Origin of the sequence: Corynebacterium sp. MSK008 (assembly GCF_030232585.1) — a bacterium.
Taxonomy (GTDB): Bacteria; Actinomycetota; Actinomycetes; order Mycobacteriales; family Mycobacteriaceae; genus Corynebacterium.
The window spans coordinates 38,059-55,615 of sequence record NZ_JASPJX010000005.1; the positions used below are offsets into that span (position 1 = coordinate 38,059).

Genomic DNA, 17,557 nt, shown 5'->3' on the forward strand with positions numbered 1-17,557 from the left:
TTTTACAAAACGTCGGCCCAAAAACAGCACCCGACCCCGCGGCGCGCTACCGGGCGCGGCGGGCGAGGTGCTCGGTGTCGACGATGAGCACGCTCTTGCCCTCCAGACGGATCCAGCCGCGGTGGGCGAACGTGGCCAGCGCCTTGTTCACCGTCTCGCGGGAGGCGCCGACGAGCTGGGCGATCTCTTCCTGCGTTAGGTCGTGGTTGACGCGCAGGGCACCGCCTTCGTGGGTGCCGAAGCGGTTGGCCAGCTGCAGCAACGTTTTGGCTACGCGGCCGGGCACGTCGGTGAAGATGAGGTCCGCAAGCGACGCGTTGGTGCGGCGCAGGCGCCGGGCCAGGACGCGCAGGAGCTGCTGGGAGATCTCCGGGTGGGTGTCAATCCAGGTGCGCAGCATGGTGGAGTCCATGGTGGCGCAGGTGACTTCGGTGACGCACACGGCGGAGGAGGTGCGCGGGCCCGGGTCGAAGATGGACAGCTCGCCGAACATGTCGGACGGGCCCATCACGGACAGCAGGTTTTCGCGGCCGTCCGGCGCGTGGCGGGCGAGCTTAATCTTGCCGTCCACGATGATGTAGAGGCGATCGCCAGGTTCACCTTCGTCGAAGATGGTGGTGCCTTTGGGGAAGGTCTCCGTGTCCATCTCGTTGATTAGCGCGGCTACTGCTTCCGGGTCCACGCCCTGGAATATGCCGGCGCGGGCGAGGGTGTCCTGTACGCCTTCCATGAATCCTCCTCGGTTGGGACGGCCAGGGGCAGTGGTTACAGTCACTTTCTCGTAACTTTTTAGCAGCCGTCACAGTGCGACTCGCACTTTACCACCCATGTGCCGCGTCGGTCAGGCAGTTGACCAAGTTTGTGTCAACCCACCACGCGGGCCTCGAGCCGCTCCATCGCCAGTGGGAACGCACCGAGCACAAGCGGGACCAGCAGCACGAGAATCAGATTCATAGGTGTCATTTTACGCGACGGGTAACTAGCATGTCCGTCATGTCCTCTACCACTCCGTCAAGGCACCGCCGTCCTGGCTCGCATCCGGCGGCGAAGGGTGCTGAGACGGACCTCGGACGGACCAGGCGCGCCCGCCGCATTAATCGCACGCTGGCGGAGACCTTCCCGGACGCGCACGCTGAGCTGGACTTTTCCAACCCGCTGGAGCTGTTGGTGGCCACGGTGCTTTCGGCGCAGACCACGGACGTGCGCGTCAACATGGTCACCCCGGCGCTGTTTGCCAGGTACCCCACCGCTCACGCGTACGCGGAGGCGGACCAAGCCGAGGTGGAGGAGATCATCCGCTCCACCGGTTTTTACCGCTCGAAAGCCAAAAATCTCATTGGCCTGGGCCAGAAGCTTGTCACCGATTTTGGCGGCGAGGTGCCCACCAAGCTGGAGGATCTGGTCTCGCTTCCGGGCGTGGGCAGGAAGACGGCGCATGTGGTGCGAGGCAATGCGTTCGACATGCCGGGGTTGACGGTGGACACGCACTTCCAGCGGCTCGTCGCAAGGCTGATGCTCACTGAAGAGACGGATCCGGTGAAGATCGAACACGCCATCGCGAAGCTTATTGAGCGCCGCGAGTGGACCATGTTCTCCCACCGCATCATTTTCCACGGCCGTCGCATCTGCCACGCCCGCACACCGGCCTGCGGGGTGTGCCCGATCGCGTTCGACTGCCCGAGCTTCGGCGCCGGCCCGGTCGGGCCCGAGGCGGCCGCGGACCTGGTCACGGGCCCGGAGCGCGACCACATTCTGGGGCTCGCATGAAGCGCGCGATCTGGGTGAGTGTTGCGGTCATCGTGGCGGCCACGGTGTTGCTTTTGTTCGGTGTGCGCAGTTTGCTTATCGACGATCAACCAACGGGGGAACCTGTGGCCGTCGAGAAGCAGGTGCCCCAGCGGCCTGATTGCCCGGCCGGGCTGGACCTGCCGTGCCTGGGCGGGGACGTGGCCGGCGAGGCCAAGGAGGTCACCGTGGTCAACGTGTGGGCCTGGTGGTGCCAGCCGTGCCGCGCGGAGCTGCCAGTGGTGGAAGAGTTCGCGCGGGCGCACCCGGAGTACACCGTGGTGGGCGTGCACGCGGACCGAAACGCGGGCAACGGCGCGGCGCTGCTGGAGGGTATCGGGGTGGGCCTGCCCAGCTATCAAGACGACTCGGGCGCCTTCGCCGCGGAGCAGGGCCTGCCGCCGGTGGTGCCGGTGACGGTGGTGCTGCGAGGTGGCGAGCAGGTGGCGGTGTTTGCCAAGGAGTTCACCTCGGCCGAAGAGCTCGCCGCGGCGGTCGAAGGGGCGCTGTAAATGGACGCGCCGTTGCGCCCGGACCGCGCGCCGCTGTGGCTGAAACCCCTGGTGGAGGCCATTGCGGACGGCGGGGCGGGAATCCCCCGCAGGCTGCTGTCGCCGCGCGTGCTGCAGAAAGACGGCGCGGACCAGGCCGCGGTGCTGATCCTGTTCGCCGGCGACCCGCGCGCCACCGAGCTGCCGGAAGACGCGCGGGTGTTGATCACACACCGCACCCCGCGCATGCGCAGCCACTCCGGGCAGATGGCGTTCCCCGGCGGCCACATCGACCCCGGCGACGGCGGGCCGGTAAACGCCGCGCTGCGCGAGGCGTGGGAGGAAACCGGCCTGGACCCGGACCGGGTGATCCCGCTGGCCATGCTGGACGCGGCGACCACTGGCGGAAGCAACCGGCGCGTGCGCCCCGTGGTGGCGTTTACCCCGGAGCCGGGCGAGGTGTATCCGGCCAGCGAGGAAGAGACGGACGCGGTGTTTTTCGTGCCGGTGCGCGATCTGGTGGACCCGCGAAATCGGGCGATGCTGGGGATCAAGGAATGGTCGGGGCCCGCGTTTTGGGCGGGTGAGTTTTTGGTGTGGGGCTTTACCGGCGTGCTGCTCGCCGTGGTGCTGAAGCTCGGCGGCTGGGTGCGGCCCTGGGACGAAAAGCCCGGCGACTTGCGGGCTGCGCTGGCGCGTTCTGCCAACCGTGAGCGGTAACATCACCGGAATGCACCTGGTTATCGACGTCCTGCTCACGCTCGCCGTCATCGCCGCCTTCATCAGCGGTTGGCGCCAGGGGGCGCTGTCGGCGGTGCTGTCCGCGGTCGGCGTCGTGGCGGGCCTGGTCATCGGGCTTGCGCTGGCGCCGTTCGCGCTGGAGCTGTCGGATTCCCAGACGGTGCGCATCGTGCTGCTCATCGCCCTGGTCGTGCTGTTTGTGGGCCTGGGTAACCTGGTCGGTGTCACCGTCGGCGGGAACCTGCGCGGGCGTGTGCGCTCCCGGGGCCGCCGCGTGCTGGATTCCGTGCTCGGCGCGACGTTCCAATCGGTGGCGGTGGCCGCGGTGCTGTGGTTCATCTCCATCCCGCTGGCCGCCTCGGTGCCGGGCGAGATCGGCGACGGCATCCGCTCGTCCCGCGTCTTCGGCGCCATCGACGCCGCCGCCCCCGAGTCCGCCTCCAAGCTTCCGGCGAGGTTCGCAGCGCTTCTCGACGAATCCGGGTTGCCGCCGCTGGTTTCTCCCTTCAATGCGCCGGGTGGGGCGCAGGTGGCGGCGCCGGATGGGTCCGTGGTGGAACCGGAGGTCGTCGAGAAGCTGCGCCCCAGCGTGGTGCACGTGATGGGTGATGCGGAAAGCTGCCGGCGCCGCCTGATGGGCACAGGTTTTGTTATCGAGGACGGCTACGTGCTCACCAATGCGCACGTGGTGGCCGGCACCGAGCGGGTGGCCCTGGATACCGTGGTGGGGGTCAAGCCCGCCCAGGTGGTGCTGTTCGACCCGGACACCGACATCGCGGTGCTGCGCGCCGAGGAGCTGGGGCTGCCGGAGCTGCGTTGGGCCGACTACGAGCTGGGGATTAGCGACAGTGCGGTGGTGATGGGCTATCCCAAATCCGGCCCGTTCGAGGCGGCACCGGTGCGCATCCGCGGCAAGCTGGAAATCGCCGGCCCGGACATTTACACCACAGGACGCGTGGAGCGCGAGGCGTACACCATCCGCGGCAACATCCGCCAGGGCAACTCCGGCGGGCCGCTGCTCACCCCGGAAGGCGAGGTCGCGGGCATGATCTTCGGTGCGTCCTTGGACACCTCAGAAACGGGCTACGCGCTGACTGCACACCAGGTGCAGCAGCGCGTAGGGGATGTGCGGAGCTTGACCCGCCCCGCGAATACGCAAGCGTGCGTTAGCGGTTAACGGCGGTGGAGCCGGTACGCGGCAGAGAAGAGCCGGTGCCGGTGGAGGTGTAGAGGCCTGCCTCGTCCTTCGCCAGGTTCTTCTGCGCCTGGCCCGGTTTGAGGTTCTTCAGCTCGTTGACCGACTCGATGGTCTTCTCCGGTGCCTTGATCTTCTTGATCTTCTTGAAGCCGATGAACGCCAGCAGGCCGGCAAGCGCCAGCATGATCAGGAAGACGATCAGGAATGCCCAGCCGCGGTGCATCCAGGACGCGAGCATCTCCGCGATGGCGAAGAAGAGGAAGAAGGAAGAGTACAGGGCGATCACGCCGGCCGCGGCGAACAGGCCGCCGCCCATCGCGCCCTTCTTCACCTCGCCGACGACCTCGGCCTTGGCCAGCTCGATCTCGCCGCGGACCAGGGTGGAGACCTGCTGGGACGCGTTGGAGATCAGGGTGCCGATGGAGTCGTTGCCCGGCTGGGTGGCGTAGGTGTCGCGCAGCGGGATGGAGTCCACCTTGGCGTTCACGGCGGTGGAGCCGCTGGTGTAGAGGCCTTCGTTGCTCACTTGTAGTTCACCTTCCTGGGTGGCTTTTATGAGGCACCCGGGAAGGTGCCTGGATTTCTTCACTGGAAATTCTTCACACGATGTTAGCGATGTATGGAGGCATTTGCCCGAATCGGGGTAGAAAAGTAAAGCATGAGGCGCTGAAGCGTATTGGAAAGACGATGGTGTGGCTCGTCGCTGTGGTTGCGGTGCTGGCGCTGGTGGTGGCCGGCCTGCGCGCGTACAACGCGAACAAGTACCCAATTGCGCAGATGGAAGCCTCGGGCGGTGCCAGCGCGGTGGAGCACCCGCAGAGCGATCGCGTGCGCAAGATCTCCGGCGACTACCTCAACGGCTTCCACTTCCTGCCCGCCGAGGGCGCGCCCGAGCGCCGCGGCGTGGTGGTGGTCTACGGCGGGTCCGAAGGTTCGCCGGACTATGCCCGGGCCGAGACGCTGGCACAGGACGGCTACGAGGTGCTCAGCCTGTACTTCTTCGGCCAGGACAACCAGCGCCCGACGCTGGCCGAGGTGCCCCTGGAGCAGTTCGAGGAGGTTACCGGCTACATCGAAGAGCATGTAGCGGACCCGTCCCCGGTGACGGTGATAGGCACCTCCAAGGGTGCCGAGTTCGCCGCGCTGCTGGCCGCCAACGGGTTCGCCGTGGACAACGTGGTCGCGTTCGTGCCGGCGCACTACTCGTATAGCGGCCTGGATTTCTCTACGGGCAAGGACCTGCCGTCGTTTACCTTGCGGGAAGAGGCGGTGCCGTTCGCGTCGTTTAGGCAGTCCGGCGTGCTCACGGGGTTGAAAATGTTCGGCCGCATGATCGCGGCGTACCCGGTGTCCTACCGGCCCACCTACGAGGGGGCGGCCGCATCCGCCGACGATGCCGCCCGGATCGACCTCGGCGGCTTCGGCGGCAACGCCGTGTTCTTCGGCGCCGGCGACGACCAGATGTGGCAGTCCGACGTCGCGGCGCGTGCGCTGGCGGAGCAGTCCCCGCACGCCGAGGCGCACGTCTACGAGGACGCCGGCCACATCTTCTTCGAGGACTCGGATGCACAGCAGAACGGCTGGCAGATCATGTTCGGCGGCACGCAGGAGGCCAACCGGCGCGCCCACGACGAGTCCTGGCAGGTGCTGAGCCAGCGCCTGGCCGAGTGGCACGGGAAGTAAGCGCTTACGCCGAGCGCTTGTCGTCTTTGCCGCCCATGGCGCGGGCGATGAAGACGCCGGCGACCGCAAGCGCCGTCACGCCCGCGATCACACCAGCGCCGATGCCCACCTCGCGCGCGTTCGGCATCTGGAACAGCGGCTCCGGGTTTTTAAAGGTCCGGGCCTGCCAGCCGTTAGCCAGCGCGTGCTTCTTCAGCGCCCGGTCCGGGTTCACAGCCACCGGGTTGCCCACTAGCTCCAGCATGGGGATGTCGGTGGCGGAGTCGGAGTAGGCGTAGCTGCTGTCCAGGTCGAAGTCGTGCTCGGCGGCGAACTGGCGCACCGCCTCGGCCTTCGCGTCGCCTTTGAGGTAGCGGGTGATTTCGCCGGTGAGCTTGCCGTTGTCCACGGCCATTTCGGTGGCGACCACCGTGTCCACGCCGAGTTCTTCGGCGATCGGCTCCACCAGGATCGCAGCCGAGGCGGAGATGATGATGACGTGGTGGCCGGCTTGCCTGTGGTCGTCGATAAGCTCGCGCGCCTCGGCGTAAATGGCGGGGGCGACCACTTCGCGCAGGGTGTCGCGGGTGATGCGCTGGATGTCCTCCACATCCCACCCGGCGACCATCTGCGCCAGCGCGTCGCGGGTGGAATCCATCTTCTCGCTGGACTGCCCTACCAGCATGTACTGGGCTTTGGTGAGGTAGAGTTCCCAGGCTTCCTGGCGGGTGATCATCCCGTTGTTCAGGAATTCTTTGCCGAAGGCGAACGCGGACGACGTCGCAATGATCGTCTTGTCCAGGTCGAAGAAGGCCGCCACCGGCTTGTTAGCAGACATACTCCCGCAGTGTAGACCCCGAACCCTACGGCTGCGTAGCTAAGGCCTGTGAAACCAGTGTGACGTGTGGGGTGACTTATCCACAGGGAAATTGTTGAAGCGTCCGCAAGTAGGTCGGGTTATCCACAGAAAAAATTTTGCCCATTGTTTCCGGGTTGTTGCGGTTGCACGCTACCGCCATGACACACACTTACACAGGCCCCATCGTCGTCGCGGTCGCGGACCCGGCGCTGCACTCCGAAGCCATCCACATCGCCGCCGCCACAGGCCGCAAGGTCGTCGACGCCGCCGACGACACCCAGCTCGCCCGCCACGCACCCAAGGCGCATGCCTTGCTTATCGACGACCTCCGGGCCCCCTCATTAAGCCCCCAACCACGAGGACCGAACGTGTTCACCGTGGTCGCGGACACCGCCCCGGCCGCGACGCGAGAGGACGTCTTTGCCCTGCCCGCCCAGGCCGCGGACGTGCTGCGCAGCATCGGCGCGCTGGCGCTGGCGCCGGACGTCTCGGCGGCGCGCGGCAAGGTGGTCGCTGTGCTCGGCGCGTGCGGCGGGGCGGGCGCGTCGGTGCTTTCCGCGGCGCTGTGCCGGGTGGCGGGGAATGCCACGCTGGTGGACGCCCACCAACTCTCCGGTGGCCTGGACCTGCTGCTGGGCCTGGAGAGCACGCCCGGCGCGCGCTGGGGCGAGATCGACTTCGTCGCCGGCGGGGCGGTTTCGCGCGCGGAGTTGCGCGGGGCGTTACCTGCCACCGAAGACGGCACCGCGCTGCTGACGTTCCCGCGCACATCCGTGGCGGACCCGTTTCGGCTCTCGCTGGAGGAGCTCAACGCGGTGGTTCACGCCGCCGGCACGGAGGGGCTGACGGTGGTGGATGGCCCGCTTGCGCTGCTGCCGGACCGCTGCGACCTCGCCGTGGTGGTGCTGCGGCCGGAGCTGCGCGCCGCCGCTGCCGCCGCCCGGGTCGTCGCCGAGTGCAACGCCGCCGGGGTGGCCAACGCGCTGGTGCTGCGGCAAAACGAGTGGGCCTCGCTGGAGCCCGCGCAGGTGGAGGACACCGCGAAAGCGCCCGTGGTCGCGCAGGTGCAGCAGGTCCGGGGGTTGACCAAGCAGCTGGACCGGTCCGGCCTGCCGGTAAAGCTGCCGCACACGCTCAACCGCGCCGCCGAGGCTGTGCTGGGGGAGATGGCCTAAATGGACGACGTGCTCGCACGCGTGAAGCGGCGCCTGGCCGACGAGCCGGCCCAGCCCGACCCGGCGCGCATCGCCGCGATCATCCGCGAGGAAGCGGTGGTGATCAGCGACATCGGGGTGCTAGACATCATGCGCAAGCTCCGCGACGACACCACGGGCGCCGGCCCCCTAGAAGCCATCCTGGCGGACCCAGCCGTGACCGACATTTGCGTCAACGCCCCGGACGAGGTGTACGTGGACACCGGCCAGGGGCTGGAGCGCTCGGAGCTGGCGTTCGACTCAGAAGCCTCCGTGCGGCGGCTCGCCACCCGCCTGGCCGTGAGCTGCGGGCGCAGGTTGGATGACGCGCAGCCGTTCTGCGACGGGCACGTCACCCGCGACGACGGCACCCTGCTGCGCTTCCACGCCGTGCTCGCCCCGACCGCCCAGGCGGGCACGTGCATCTCCCTGCGTGTGCTGCGCACTGCCTCGGCCACGCTCGACGATTTGGTGGTGCGCGGCGCGCTCGACGAAGAGAGGGCGGCGCTGGTGCGGGGGATCGTCGCAAAGCGAAAGGCGTTCGTGGTGGTCGGCGGCACCGGCTCCGGCAAGACCACGCTGCTGTCCGCGCTGCTCGCGGAGGTGGACCCGGCCGAGCGCATCGTCGCCATCGAGGACACGCTCGAACTGACCCCGGACCACCCGCACGTGGTGAACCTGACCAGTCGCGGTGCCAACGCCGAAGGCGCCGGCGCGATCACGATTGCGGACCTGGTGCGCCAATCCCTGCGCATGCGCCCGGACCGCATCGTCGTAGGCGAGATCCGCGGCGGGGAAGTAGTCGACCTGCTCGCGGCGCTCAACACCGGCCACGACGGCGGCGCCGGCACCCTGCACGCCAACTCCATCGAGGAGGTGCCCGCCCGCTTCGAGGCGCTCGCAGCACTTGGCGGGATGGACCGCGCCGGGCTGCATGCCCAGCTCGCCGCCGCCATCGACGTGGTGCTGGTGGTCAAACGCCGCACCGACGGCACCCGCTACCTGCAGCAGATCGGCGTGCTCGAGGGCGAGCCGGTGCGCGCGAAAGTGGTGTGGGATGCCGAGCGCGGCGAACTGGACGGCTACGGGGAGCTGGCCCGATGATCACCGTGGTTCTTCTCGCCTGCGCCGTTGCCGTCGCCGCGCCATCGCCCGCGTACCGGGTAGTCGAGCGCACGCTTGGGCCCGCGCCCCGGCTCATCCCGGCCACCGTAGCGGTTGCGGGTGTCGGCGCGGTGGTGTTCGGCCGGGTCAGCCTGGTGGTCGCCGCGGCCCTGGCCGGTGCGACGCTGGTGCACGTCCTGCGCGCTCGCCGCGACGACAGGGCCGCCCGGCGGCGCAGCGCGGCGGCCGCGACGTACCTCGGGGCAGTGTCCACCAACCTGCAGGCAGGTGCGGCCATGCCGGACGCACTCGTGCGCGCCGCGGAGCAGGTGCCTGCGGCGTTGCACACCGAAGCGGCCCGCCTGGCGCAGCTCGCCCGCTCCGGCGCGCCGCTGGAGACCCACGTGCCGGAGCTTGAACGCCTCGGCACGCTGTGGGCCCTGTCGGCCTCGCGCGGGGTGCCGCTGGCGAAGCTGGTCGCCGCACTTCGCGACGACATCGACCACACCAACCGCCACCGCGACGCCACCCGCGCCGCCCTGGCCGGCCCGCAAACCACCGCAGTGGTCCTCGCGCTGCTGCCTGTTGCCGGGGTGCTCATGGGTACAGCGATGGGGGCGAACCCGCTGGCGTTTCTCACCGGAGGCGGGCTCGGCGGGGTGCTGCTGGTGGTAGGCACCGCGCTGGTGTGCGCAGGCGTGGTGGTTTCGCGCCGCATCATCGAGGGGGCCAGCGCATGATCGGCCTCGTTCCCGCACTGCTTGTCGCCGCGGCGCTGTGCGTGGCGCCTGCCGGGCCCGGCGGACGCGTCACCGCAACCACCCCGAAGGCGCCCCGCGACGGCCCGTTTGCGGCCGACCCGGAGCGCTGCGCCAGCGACATCGAACTGTTCGCAGCATGCGTCTCAGCAGGCCTGCCCGCCGCCACCGCGGCAGCTGCAGTCGCCGACACCCACGGGACACATAGCCCGTGGCGCACCGTGGCCTCGCTGACGGCGCTGGGGGTCGAACCTCAGCGCGCCTGGGCCGAGATCCGCCACCTGCCAGGTGGCGAGGATCTCGCCGGGCTTGTTGCCCTATCCGCCACCTCCGGGACCTCGCTGGCCGCAGGCTGCGGGCGCATCGCCGCCCAACTGCGTGCGGGCGCGGGGGACCGGGCCAAAGCCAAAGCGGAACGCGCGGGCGTGCTCATCGCCATCCCGCTCACCGCGTTTTTCCTGCCGGCGTTTTTCGTCCTCGGGCTCGCGCCCGCGGTGATCAGCCTCGGCACCTCACTGATCAACTAGAAGGAGTTTTCCCATGCGTTACCTCAATTCCGCACTCACTGCTACCTACCTGTACGCCGCCTCTAGGGCCCAAAAAATGCGTTCTGAACAGGGCATGTCGACCATTGAGTACGCCTTTGGCAGCCTCGCGGCCGCGGCCCTCGCTGGCGTGCTCTACCTCGTGGTCAACGGCGACGCCGTCACAGGCGCCATCGAAAGTGTCATCACCGACGCACTGAGCAACACGCCGAGTTAGTGGGCGCTGATGAGCACCATCGAAACCGCGCTGTCCCTGTCGGCTCTCGTGGTGGTCACCGCCGCGATTGTGGGCGGCATCGCCACCGTCGCCGCCTACATCACGGCCGTGGACATCGCCGGCGCCGCGGCCCGCGCCCACGCCCTGGGTGTGGACTACGCCGCACCCCGCGGCGAGGTCGCCGTCACCGAGAACGGGGGCCTGGCCACCGCGGCCGCCTCCGTTCCCGCGCCGATCGGCACCATGCGCGCCACCGCCGTGTTCCCGGTGGAGTTCTGATGCGTCTGCTTTCTAGCGACGGCTCCGCCACCATCACCGCCACCGGCATTATCACGTCCGTGGTCTCGCTGGCACTGGCGGTGATGGCGCTCGGGGTGCACGCCGCCGACACGCACCGGGCCCGGGTTGCTGCGGACCTGGCCGCCGTGGCCGGCGCGACCGCGATGTACCAGGGTGTCGACGCCTGCTCCACGGCGAGGCGCACCGCGGAGCTCAACGGCGCGCGCGTTATCTCCTGCGAGATCACGGGAGGCGACGTCGTGGTGGCAGCCACCCGCCGCCGGGCGGAGGCCGCCGCCCGCGCCGGGCCTTAGCGTGGCTTTTCACCCGCCGTCATGGTCACCAGCGCGCCGAGCAGCTTCAGCGCGGCGCGCTTGTCCAGCGGCTGGTTGCCGTTGCCGCACTTCGGCGACTGCACGCACGACGGACAACCGTCCTCGCAGCCGCAGGAGCGCACGGTCTCCCAGGTCGCCTCGATCCACTCGTGGAAACGGGCGAAGCCCTCGTCGGCAAAGCCCGCGCCGCCCGGGTGGCCGTCGTAGACGAACACTGTGGGCAGCATCGTGTCCGGGTGCAGCGCGGTGGACACGCCGCCGATGTCCCAGCGGTCGCACGTGGCCAAAAGCGGCAAAAGCCCGATCGCGGCGTGCTCGGCGGCGTGCAGCGCGCCCGGGATCTCGCCGGCGGTAATGCCCAGCTCGTCCAGCACCATCGGGTCGATCGTGTACGCCACCGCGCGGGTGACAAGGCGCTGCTCCGGCAGGTCGAGGGGGATGTGCTCGCTGACGGTGCCGTCGGCAAGGCGCACCACGTAACCGGTGACGCGGTCGATGACCTCCACGTCCACGCTGGCCACCCACAGCCCCGGCGAGGGGTTGACCAGCGCGGAGGCCTCGCCCAGGATCGTGATGTCCGTGGTCGAGCGCGCCTGCGTGGAGTAATCCGGCCGCTCCGGCGCCACAAGTGCCACGTAATCATCCAGATCCAGCGCCTGGACCACGAAGTACTCGCCCTGGTGGATATACACCGCCCCGTCGTGCACCTGGTTCATCGCGCGCGCCGCGTCCACGGTGCCGAGCAGGCGCCCGTCGGTGACGTCCACGATCATCACCTGTTCACCGACCCCGCCACGCAACGACACCGACGCGTGCGCCGACTCCGGCGTGATCTCGCCGCCTAACTGCGGCACCGCGAACCAGCCCGCCGCCCGGCGGCGCAGCAGGCCCGCGGCGGTCAGGTCGTCCACCACGTCGCGCGCGCCGAAGGCCTCCACGTCCGCCTCGGTGAGCGGCCGTTCCACCGCGGCGCAGTACACGTGCCCGCGCAGAATGAACGGGTTGGTCGGGTCGAACACGGAATTTTCCACCGGCTTCCCTAGAAGCGCTGAAGGGTGGTGGACCAGGTAGGTGTCCATCGGCTCGTCGCGTGCCACCAGCACCGCCACCGAGCTCTGCCCGCGCCGGCCTGCGCGCCCCGCCTGCTGGCGAAACGACGCCACCGTGCCCGGAAACCCCGCCATCACCACCGCGTCCAGCCCGCCGACGTCGATGCCCAGCTCCAGCGCGTTGGTGGACGCAACCCCCAGCAACGCACCGTTGTCCAGGCGGCGCTCCAGCTCGCGGCGGTCCTCCGCCAAATACCCCGCCCGATACGGCGCGACGCGCTCGGCCATATCCGCGCGGCCCGCCGCCGACAGGTGCTCCTGGGTGCGCATCGCCACCGTCTCCGCGGCGCGCCGGGACCGCACGAACGTCAACGTCCGCGCACCCTGCAGCAACAGCTCCGCCGACACCGAAGCGGCCTCAGCGGTGGCGGGGTAGCGCACCGGCGCGCCGCCCTCGCCCTCGGCGCCCTCGATGAAGCCCGGCTCCCACAGCACGATGGTGCGCTCGCCGGCCGGGGCGGCGTCGTCGGCCACGGCCACCGCCTCGCGCCCGCTCAACCGGCGAGCCTGCCCCGCCGGGTCCGCCGCGGTGGCGGACGCGTAAATCAGCGTCGGGGAAGACCCGTAAGCTGCGGCGATGCGCAGCAGCCGCCGCAGCACCAACGCCACATTCGCCCCGAACACACCCCGGTAGGTGTGGCACTCGTCCACCACCACGTACTTCAAATGCCGCAGCAGACGCGCCCACCGCGCATGCGAACCCAACACCGAGGCGTGCAGCATGTCCGGGTTGGTGAACACGTAGCGCGTGTGCTCCCTAATGCCCGCGCGCGACTCCGCGGGCGTGTCCCCGTCGTAAGGCGCCGGGTGGATGCCCTCCAAGCCTGCGCCCTTCACCATCCGCAGCGTGGCCTGCAGCTGGTCAGAGCCCAGCGCCTTCGTCGGCGTCAAATAGATCGCGCACGCCGTCGGATCCTGCGCCAACGCAGTCAGCACCGGCAGCTGGTAGCCCAACGACTTGCCGGAAGAGGTCCCCGTCGCCACCACCACGTCCTCACCGCGCCACGCATGCTCTGCGCACAGGGCTTGGTGGAGGTAGGGGGAAGCGAAGCCTTCGTCGATAAGCAATTGCTTCAAACGCGGCTCCACCCACCCAGGCCACTCGCTGTAGCGGGCCTGACGTGCGGGGACGTGCTCAACATGCGTAATCGTCGCCGCCGGGTGGCGGCGCTTCAGAGCGCCCAGCAGCTCGGTACCGAACGGGGAAACCATAATCACAGGGAAGTATGCCAGTTCCCAGTGCTAAGGCTCGCACTTCATGGCACACTGGGGGGCGGTCACAGGTTTTGTGTGCGCCCGAAGCGGTGCTCGCGAGGATTGTGCACGCGGGCACCAGGACCCGTTAGGCCCTGGTGGACGACATCTCTACGCAAATTTTTGAAAGGTTTCACCATGGCAACCGGTACCGTGAAATGGTTCAACGCCGAAAAAGGCTTCGGCTTCATCGCCCCGGACGACGGCTCCTCCGACGTCTTCGTCCACTACTCCGAAATCCAGGGCTCCGGCTTCCGCACCCTGGAAGAAAACCAGCAGGTCGAATTCGAGGTCGGCGAGGGCGCCAAGGGCCCGCAGGCACAGCAGGTGCGCGCGCTCTAAGCACTCTTTGCTTATCGACGGGGCTTCCGCTCGGAGCCCCGTTTTTTATACGTTGCTCACGCCCTGGCGCACATCACGCCACTCGGCGAACTTGTTCTGCCCCTTTTGGATCAGATAGCCGACAGTCGAGCCGAGCACCACGCCCAGAAGCATCGCCAGCAGCGGGTAGTCCTGCAGGATGCGCCCGCCCAGGTAGCCCACGCCGACGCTCAAAAACGCCCACAGGATCACCCCGACGGTGTCGAAAAAGACGAACTTGAACCAGTTGTAGCGCACCGACCCCAGCACAATCGTGGCCACCCAGCGCGCCCACGGAATGAAACGGGCGACGATAATGGTCGCGCCCGCGCCGCGGTTCATGTTCCGGCGCACCCAGCGGATCGCCTGGCCCGCCTTCGACTCCGGGTCTAAGGCCTCCACCCGGTGAATGAGCTTCGCGCCGAGCGCGAAGCAGATGTTGTCGCCGATGATCCCGCCGATGATCGCAGCAATGATCACGCCCCACACGCTCGGCACCCCGCGGGAGGCGGAAAACGCGCCCGCCAAGTTCAGCACCGTCTCCGAGGGCACCACCGGCGCCAGCGCATCCGCGACAATAAGGACAGTCACCAGCGGGTAAAACACCGGCATCGCCATGAGCGTGTGCAGGAAATCGATGAGGGAATCGACCACGAAGACGCATCCTTTCCGCCCCCGAGGTACACAGCACCGGGGCACCCGAGCAGTGTAGTCCTATTACCCGGGTGCACAATCGTGTGCTAGTTGTCTGTTAGGCAATAACTCTGTGCAAAGCGAGGTGTCAGTCAACGTGGCTGAAGGCGGCAAGACCCTAGTCATCGTGGAGTCCGCGACGAAGGCGAAGAAGATCCAGAAGTACCTGGGCGACGACTTTATTGTGGAAGCCTCCGTCGGCCACATCCGCGACCTGCCCGGCCGCGCCGCCGACATCCCCGCCAAGTACAAGAAGGAACCGTGGGCCAAACTCGGCGTCAACCCCGAGGACGGCTTCACACCCATCTACGTCGTCGACGCCGACAAGAAAAAGAAGGTCACCGACCTCAAATCCAAGCTCAAGCAGGCCGACAAACTTCTGCTCGCAACAGACCCGGACCGCGAAGGCGAAGCCATCGCCTGGCACCTTTTGGAAACCCTGAAGCCGAAGGTGCCGGTGGAGCGCATGGTGTTCAACGAGATCACCGAATCTGCCATCCGCGAAGCCGCCGAAAACACCCGCGAGCTGGACATGGCTCTCGTCGACGCCCAGGAGACCCGCCGCATCCTCGACCGCCTCTACGGCTACGAAGTCTCGCCGGTGTTGTGGAAGAAGGTCATGCCGCGCCTGTCCGCCGGCCGCGTCCAGTCCGTGGCTACCCGCGTGATTGTCGAGCGCGAACGCGAACGCATGGCGTTCATCTCTGCCGAATATTGGGACCTGGTCGCGGAGTTGGAGAAGGGCGAGACGTTCGACGCGAAGCTCGTCGCGCTCGACGGCAAACGCATCGCCCAGGGCCGCGACTTCGATGACCGGGGGCGGCTGAAGGGCGAGGCGGTGGTCGTCGATAAGCAAAAGGCGCACTCGCTTGCCGACGCACTGGGCACCGCACCCATGCACGTCACCGCAGTAGAGGAAAAGCCGTATTCGCGTAAACCCTACGCGCCGTTTATGACCTCCACGCTGCAGCAGGAAGCCGGACGCAAGCTGCACTTCACCTCCGCGCGCACCATGCGCATCGCGCAACGGCTGTACGAAAACGGCCACATCACCTACATGCGTACAGACTCCACCTCACTGTCCAAGCAGGGCCTCGACGCCGCACGCTCCGCCGCACGCGAGCTGTACGGCGCAAACTACGTCACCGACGCGCCGCGCACCTACGACCGCAAGGTGAAAAACTCGCAGGAAGCCCACGAAGCCATCCGCCCCGCCGGCGAACGCTTCGCCACCCCCGGGCAGCTGGCGGGCTCGCTGGACGCCGAGGAGTTCAAACTCTACGAACTCATCTGGGCGCGCACCGTCGCCTCCCAGATGCAAGACGCCCGCGGCACCTCCATGAAGGTCACCGTGCAAGGCGACGCCGCCGGCGAAGCGTGCGAGTTCGCCGCCACCGGCCGCACCGTCACCTTCCCCGGCTGGCTGCGCGCCTACTCCGACCGCCAAGCCAACGAAACCCGCCTGCCGCAACTGGCCAAGGGCGACGAGCTGGCCACCAATAAGGTCACGGCGGACGGCCACTCCACCAACCCGCCGGCGCGCTACACCGAAGCCTCGCTGGTGAAGAAGATGGAAGAGCTCGGCATCGGCCGCCCGTCCACCTACGCGTCGATTATCAAGACCATCCAGGACCGCGGCTACGTCTTCGTCCGCGGCAACGCGCTGGTGCCGTCGTGGGTCGCGTTCTCCGTGGTGGGCCTGTTGGAAAACAACTTCGACGCGCTCGTGGACTACGACTTCACCTCGTCGATGGAAGACGAGCTCGACGAAATCGCCCACGGCAACCAGGACCGCACCAAATGGCTGTCCGGCTTCTACTTCGGCGACGCCGACGCGCGCGAATCCATGGCGCAGGCACTCGCGCGCCGCGGCGGGCTCAAGCACATGATCGAGAACAACCTCGAATCCATCGACGCGCGCGCCGCGAACTCGCTGACACTTTTCGACGATGCCGAAGGCCGCCCCGTCGTCGTCCGCGTCGGACGCTACGGGCCCTACATCGAGCGCGTCATCGGCGAGAAGGACGGCGAGCCCGAGTACCAGCGCGCCAACCTGCCCGAATCCGCCACCCCGGACGAAATCACCCTGGAAATGGCGGAAAAGCTCTTCGCCACCCCGCAGTCCGGCCGCGAACTCGGCGTCAACCCCGCCAACGGCCGCACAGTGGTGGCGAAGGAGGGCCGTTTCGGCCCGTACGTCACGGAGCTCGTGCGTGACGACGAGCGCGCCACCGCCGAAGCCCGCGCCGAAGAAATCATCGCCGCGGAGCGCGCCGAGGAGGATAAGCAACGCGCCGAGGAAGGCAAACGCGCCAAGAACTGGGAGACCAAGACCGCGGCGGCGCAGAAGGAAAAGCGCATGGCGCAGCTCGTCGACGAGCAGCTCAAGCCCGCCACCGCGTCACTGTTTTCCACGATGGAGCCGTCCAGCGTCACCTTCGACGAAGCGATGCAGCTGCTGTCGCTGCCACGTGAAGTCGGCGAGGACCCGGCGGACGGCGAGATGATCACCGCGCAAAACGGCCGCTACGGCCCGTACCTGAAGAAGGGCAACGACTCCCGCTCGCTGGCCTCGGAGGACCAGATCTTCTCCATCACCCTGGATGAGGCCCGCCGCATCTACGCCGAGCCGAAACGACGCGGCCGCGCCGCCGCGAAGCCGCCGCTGAAGATGCTCGGCGACAACGACGTCTCCGGCAAGCCCATGACTATCAAGGACGGCCGCTTCGGCCCGTACGTCACCGACGGCGAAACCAACGCGTCACTGCAGCGCGGCGACACCCCAGAAACCATGACGGACCAGCGCGCCAACGAGCTGCTCTCCGCCCGCCGCGCCCGCGAAGCCGAAGGCGGCGGCAAGAAGGCCACCAAGAAGAAAGCGACCAAGAAAAAGACAACTAAGAAGGCCACGAAGCCGAAGCAAACCACGAAGCGCGTAGTCAAGGCCCGCAAGCGCTAAAACTTCGCAACGTAT

19 protein-coding genes are annotated in these 17,557 nt (G+C 68.0%); 14 read left to right on the plus strand and 5 right to left on the minus strand.

What is annotated here, in order from left to right; all coding sequences use genetic code 11:
* Positions 1 to 46: 46 nt before the first annotated feature.
* On the minus strand, positions 47 to 730 hold the full coding sequence (gene glxR / locus QP996_RS05180; protein ID WP_284871575.1) for a CRP-like cAMP-activated global transcriptional regulator GlxR: 684 nt from the start codon (positions 728 to 730) through the stop codon (positions 47 to 49).
* A gap of 263 nt (positions 731 to 993) precedes the next feature.
* On the opposite strand from glxR, the gene nth reads away from it, so the two are divergent.
* From nth to QP996_RS05200, 4 genes are read left to right on the plus strand one after another with little or no spacing between them, the layout of a single operon-like run.
* The gene (gene nth / locus QP996_RS05185) at positions 994 to 1,767 is read left to right on the plus strand and encodes an endonuclease III (protein ID WP_284871576.1); all 774 of its coding nucleotides are present in this window, start codon (positions 994 to 996) and stop codon (positions 1,765 to 1,767) included.
* Positions 1,764 to 2,297, plus strand: a complete 534-nt coding sequence (locus QP996_RS05190) for a TlpA family protein disulfide reductase (RefSeq protein ID WP_284871577.1) — start codon at positions 1,764 to 1,766, stop codon at positions 2,295 to 2,297. Before nth ends, QP996_RS05190 begins: the two co-directional genes overlap by 4 nt.
* Positions 2,298 to 2,996, plus strand: a complete 699-nt coding sequence (locus tag QP996_RS05195; RefSeq protein WP_284871578.1) for an NUDIX hydrolase — start codon at positions 2,298 to 2,300, stop codon at positions 2,994 to 2,996. It begins immediately after the preceding gene.
* Positions 2,997 to 3,006: 10 nt separating this feature from the next.
* Positions 3,007 to 4,194, plus strand: coding sequence for a MarP family serine protease (locus QP996_RS05200; RefSeq protein WP_284871719.1), 1,188 nt, complete (start codon positions 3,007 to 3,009; stop codon positions 4,192 to 4,194).
* Here QP996_RS05200 and QP996_RS05205 read toward each other — a convergent pair.
* A complete protein-coding gene (locus QP996_RS05205) occupies positions 4,184 to 4,741 on the minus strand; it encodes a phage holin family protein (RefSeq protein ID WP_284871579.1) in 558 nt (185 codons plus the stop codon). The genes QP996_RS05200 and QP996_RS05205 overlap by 11 nt on opposite strands.
* A gap of 161 nt (positions 4,742 to 4,902) precedes the next feature.
* Here QP996_RS05205 and QP996_RS05210 point away from each other — a divergent pair, with 161 nt between their 5' ends.
* Positions 4,903 to 5,898 (plus strand): alpha/beta fold hydrolase, encoded by a 996-nt coding sequence (locus tag QP996_RS05210; RefSeq protein WP_284871580.1) that lies wholly within the window; start codon positions 4,903 to 4,905, stop codon positions 5,896 to 5,898.
* Positions 5,899 to 5,902: 4 nt separating this feature from the next.
* Here the strand turns inward: QP996_RS05210 and QP996_RS05215 are convergent, their stop codons facing one another.
* Positions 5,903 to 6,715 carry an HAD family hydrolase gene (locus QP996_RS05215; protein ID WP_284871581.1) on the minus strand — a complete coding sequence of 271 codons (813 nt, stop codon included), beginning with the start codon at positions 6,713 to 6,715 and terminating at the stop codon, positions 5,903 to 5,905.
* Between the two features lie 179 nt (positions 6,716 to 6,894).
* On the opposite strand from QP996_RS05215, the gene ssd reads away from it, so the two are divergent.
* The 7 genes from ssd (at position 6,895) to QP996_RS05250 (ending at position 11,146) form a co-directional block, all read left to right on the plus strand.
* Complete coding sequence (gene ssd / locus QP996_RS05220; protein WP_284871582.1) at positions 6,895 to 7,911, plus strand: septum site-determining protein Ssd; 1,017 nt, start codon at positions 6,895 to 6,897, stop codon at positions 7,909 to 7,911.
* The gene (locus QP996_RS05225) at positions 7,912 to 9,033 is read left to right on the plus strand and encodes a TadA family conjugal transfer-associated ATPase (protein WP_284871583.1); all 1,122 of its coding nucleotides are present in this window, start codon (positions 7,912 to 7,914) and stop codon (positions 9,031 to 9,033) included.
* Positions 9,030 to 9,773: a type II secretion system F family protein gene (locus QP996_RS05230; protein ID WP_284871584.1), complete on the plus strand. Its 744-nt coding sequence runs from the start codon at positions 9,030 to 9,032 to the stop codon at positions 9,771 to 9,773. Before QP996_RS05225 ends, QP996_RS05230 begins: the two co-directional genes overlap by 4 nt.
* Complete coding sequence (locus QP996_RS05235; protein WP_284871585.1) at positions 9,770 to 10,318, plus strand: type II secretion system F family protein; 549 nt, start codon at positions 9,770 to 9,772, stop codon at positions 10,316 to 10,318. Before QP996_RS05230 ends, QP996_RS05235 begins: the two co-directional genes overlap by 4 nt.
* 76 nt (positions 10,319 to 10,394) lie before the next feature.
* Entirely contained in the window at positions 10,395 to 10,553 is a 159-nt protein-coding gene (locus tag QP996_RS05240) for a DUF4244 domain-containing protein (RefSeq protein WP_284871720.1), read from the plus strand.
* Between the two features lie 9 nt (positions 10,554 to 10,562).
* Positions 10,563 to 10,832, plus strand: coding sequence for a hypothetical protein (locus QP996_RS05245; protein ID WP_284871586.1), 270 nt, complete (start codon positions 10,563 to 10,565; stop codon positions 10,830 to 10,832).
* Positions 10,832 to 11,146 (plus strand): Rv3654c family TadE-like protein, encoded by a 315-nt coding sequence (locus QP996_RS05250; protein ID WP_284871587.1) that lies wholly within the window; start codon positions 10,832 to 10,834, stop codon positions 11,144 to 11,146. Before QP996_RS05245 ends, QP996_RS05250 begins: the two co-directional genes overlap by 1 nt.
* Here QP996_RS05250 and QP996_RS05255 read toward each other — a convergent pair.
* Positions 11,143 to 13,488, minus strand: a complete 2,346-nt coding sequence (locus QP996_RS05255) for a DEAD/DEAH box helicase (protein WP_284871588.1) — start codon at positions 13,486 to 13,488, stop codon at positions 11,143 to 11,145. The genes QP996_RS05250 and QP996_RS05255 overlap by 4 nt on opposite strands.
* 180 nt (positions 13,489 to 13,668) lie before the next feature.
* Here QP996_RS05255 and QP996_RS05260 point away from each other — a divergent pair, with 180 nt between their 5' ends.
* Positions 13,669 to 13,872: a cold-shock protein gene (locus QP996_RS05260; RefSeq protein WP_034996968.1), complete on the plus strand. Its 204-nt coding sequence runs from the start codon at positions 13,669 to 13,671 to the stop codon at positions 13,870 to 13,872.
* A gap of 45 nt (positions 13,873 to 13,917) precedes the next feature.
* Here the strand turns inward: QP996_RS05260 and QP996_RS05265 are convergent, their stop codons facing one another.
* The gene (locus QP996_RS05265) at positions 13,918 to 14,544 is read right to left on the minus strand and encodes a DedA family protein (RefSeq protein ID WP_284871589.1); all 627 of its coding nucleotides are present in this window, start codon (positions 14,542 to 14,544) and stop codon (positions 13,918 to 13,920) included.
* A 136-nt stretch (positions 14,545 to 14,680) separates the two neighbouring features.
* Between QP996_RS05265 and topA the strand changes: the two genes are divergently transcribed.
* The gene (gene topA, locus QP996_RS05270; RefSeq protein ID WP_284871721.1) at positions 14,681 to 17,542 is read left to right on the plus strand and encodes a type I DNA topoisomerase; all 2,862 of its coding nucleotides are present in this window, start codon (positions 14,681 to 14,683) and stop codon (positions 17,540 to 17,542) included.
* The last annotated feature ends 15 nt before the right edge of the window (positions 17,543 to 17,557 follow it).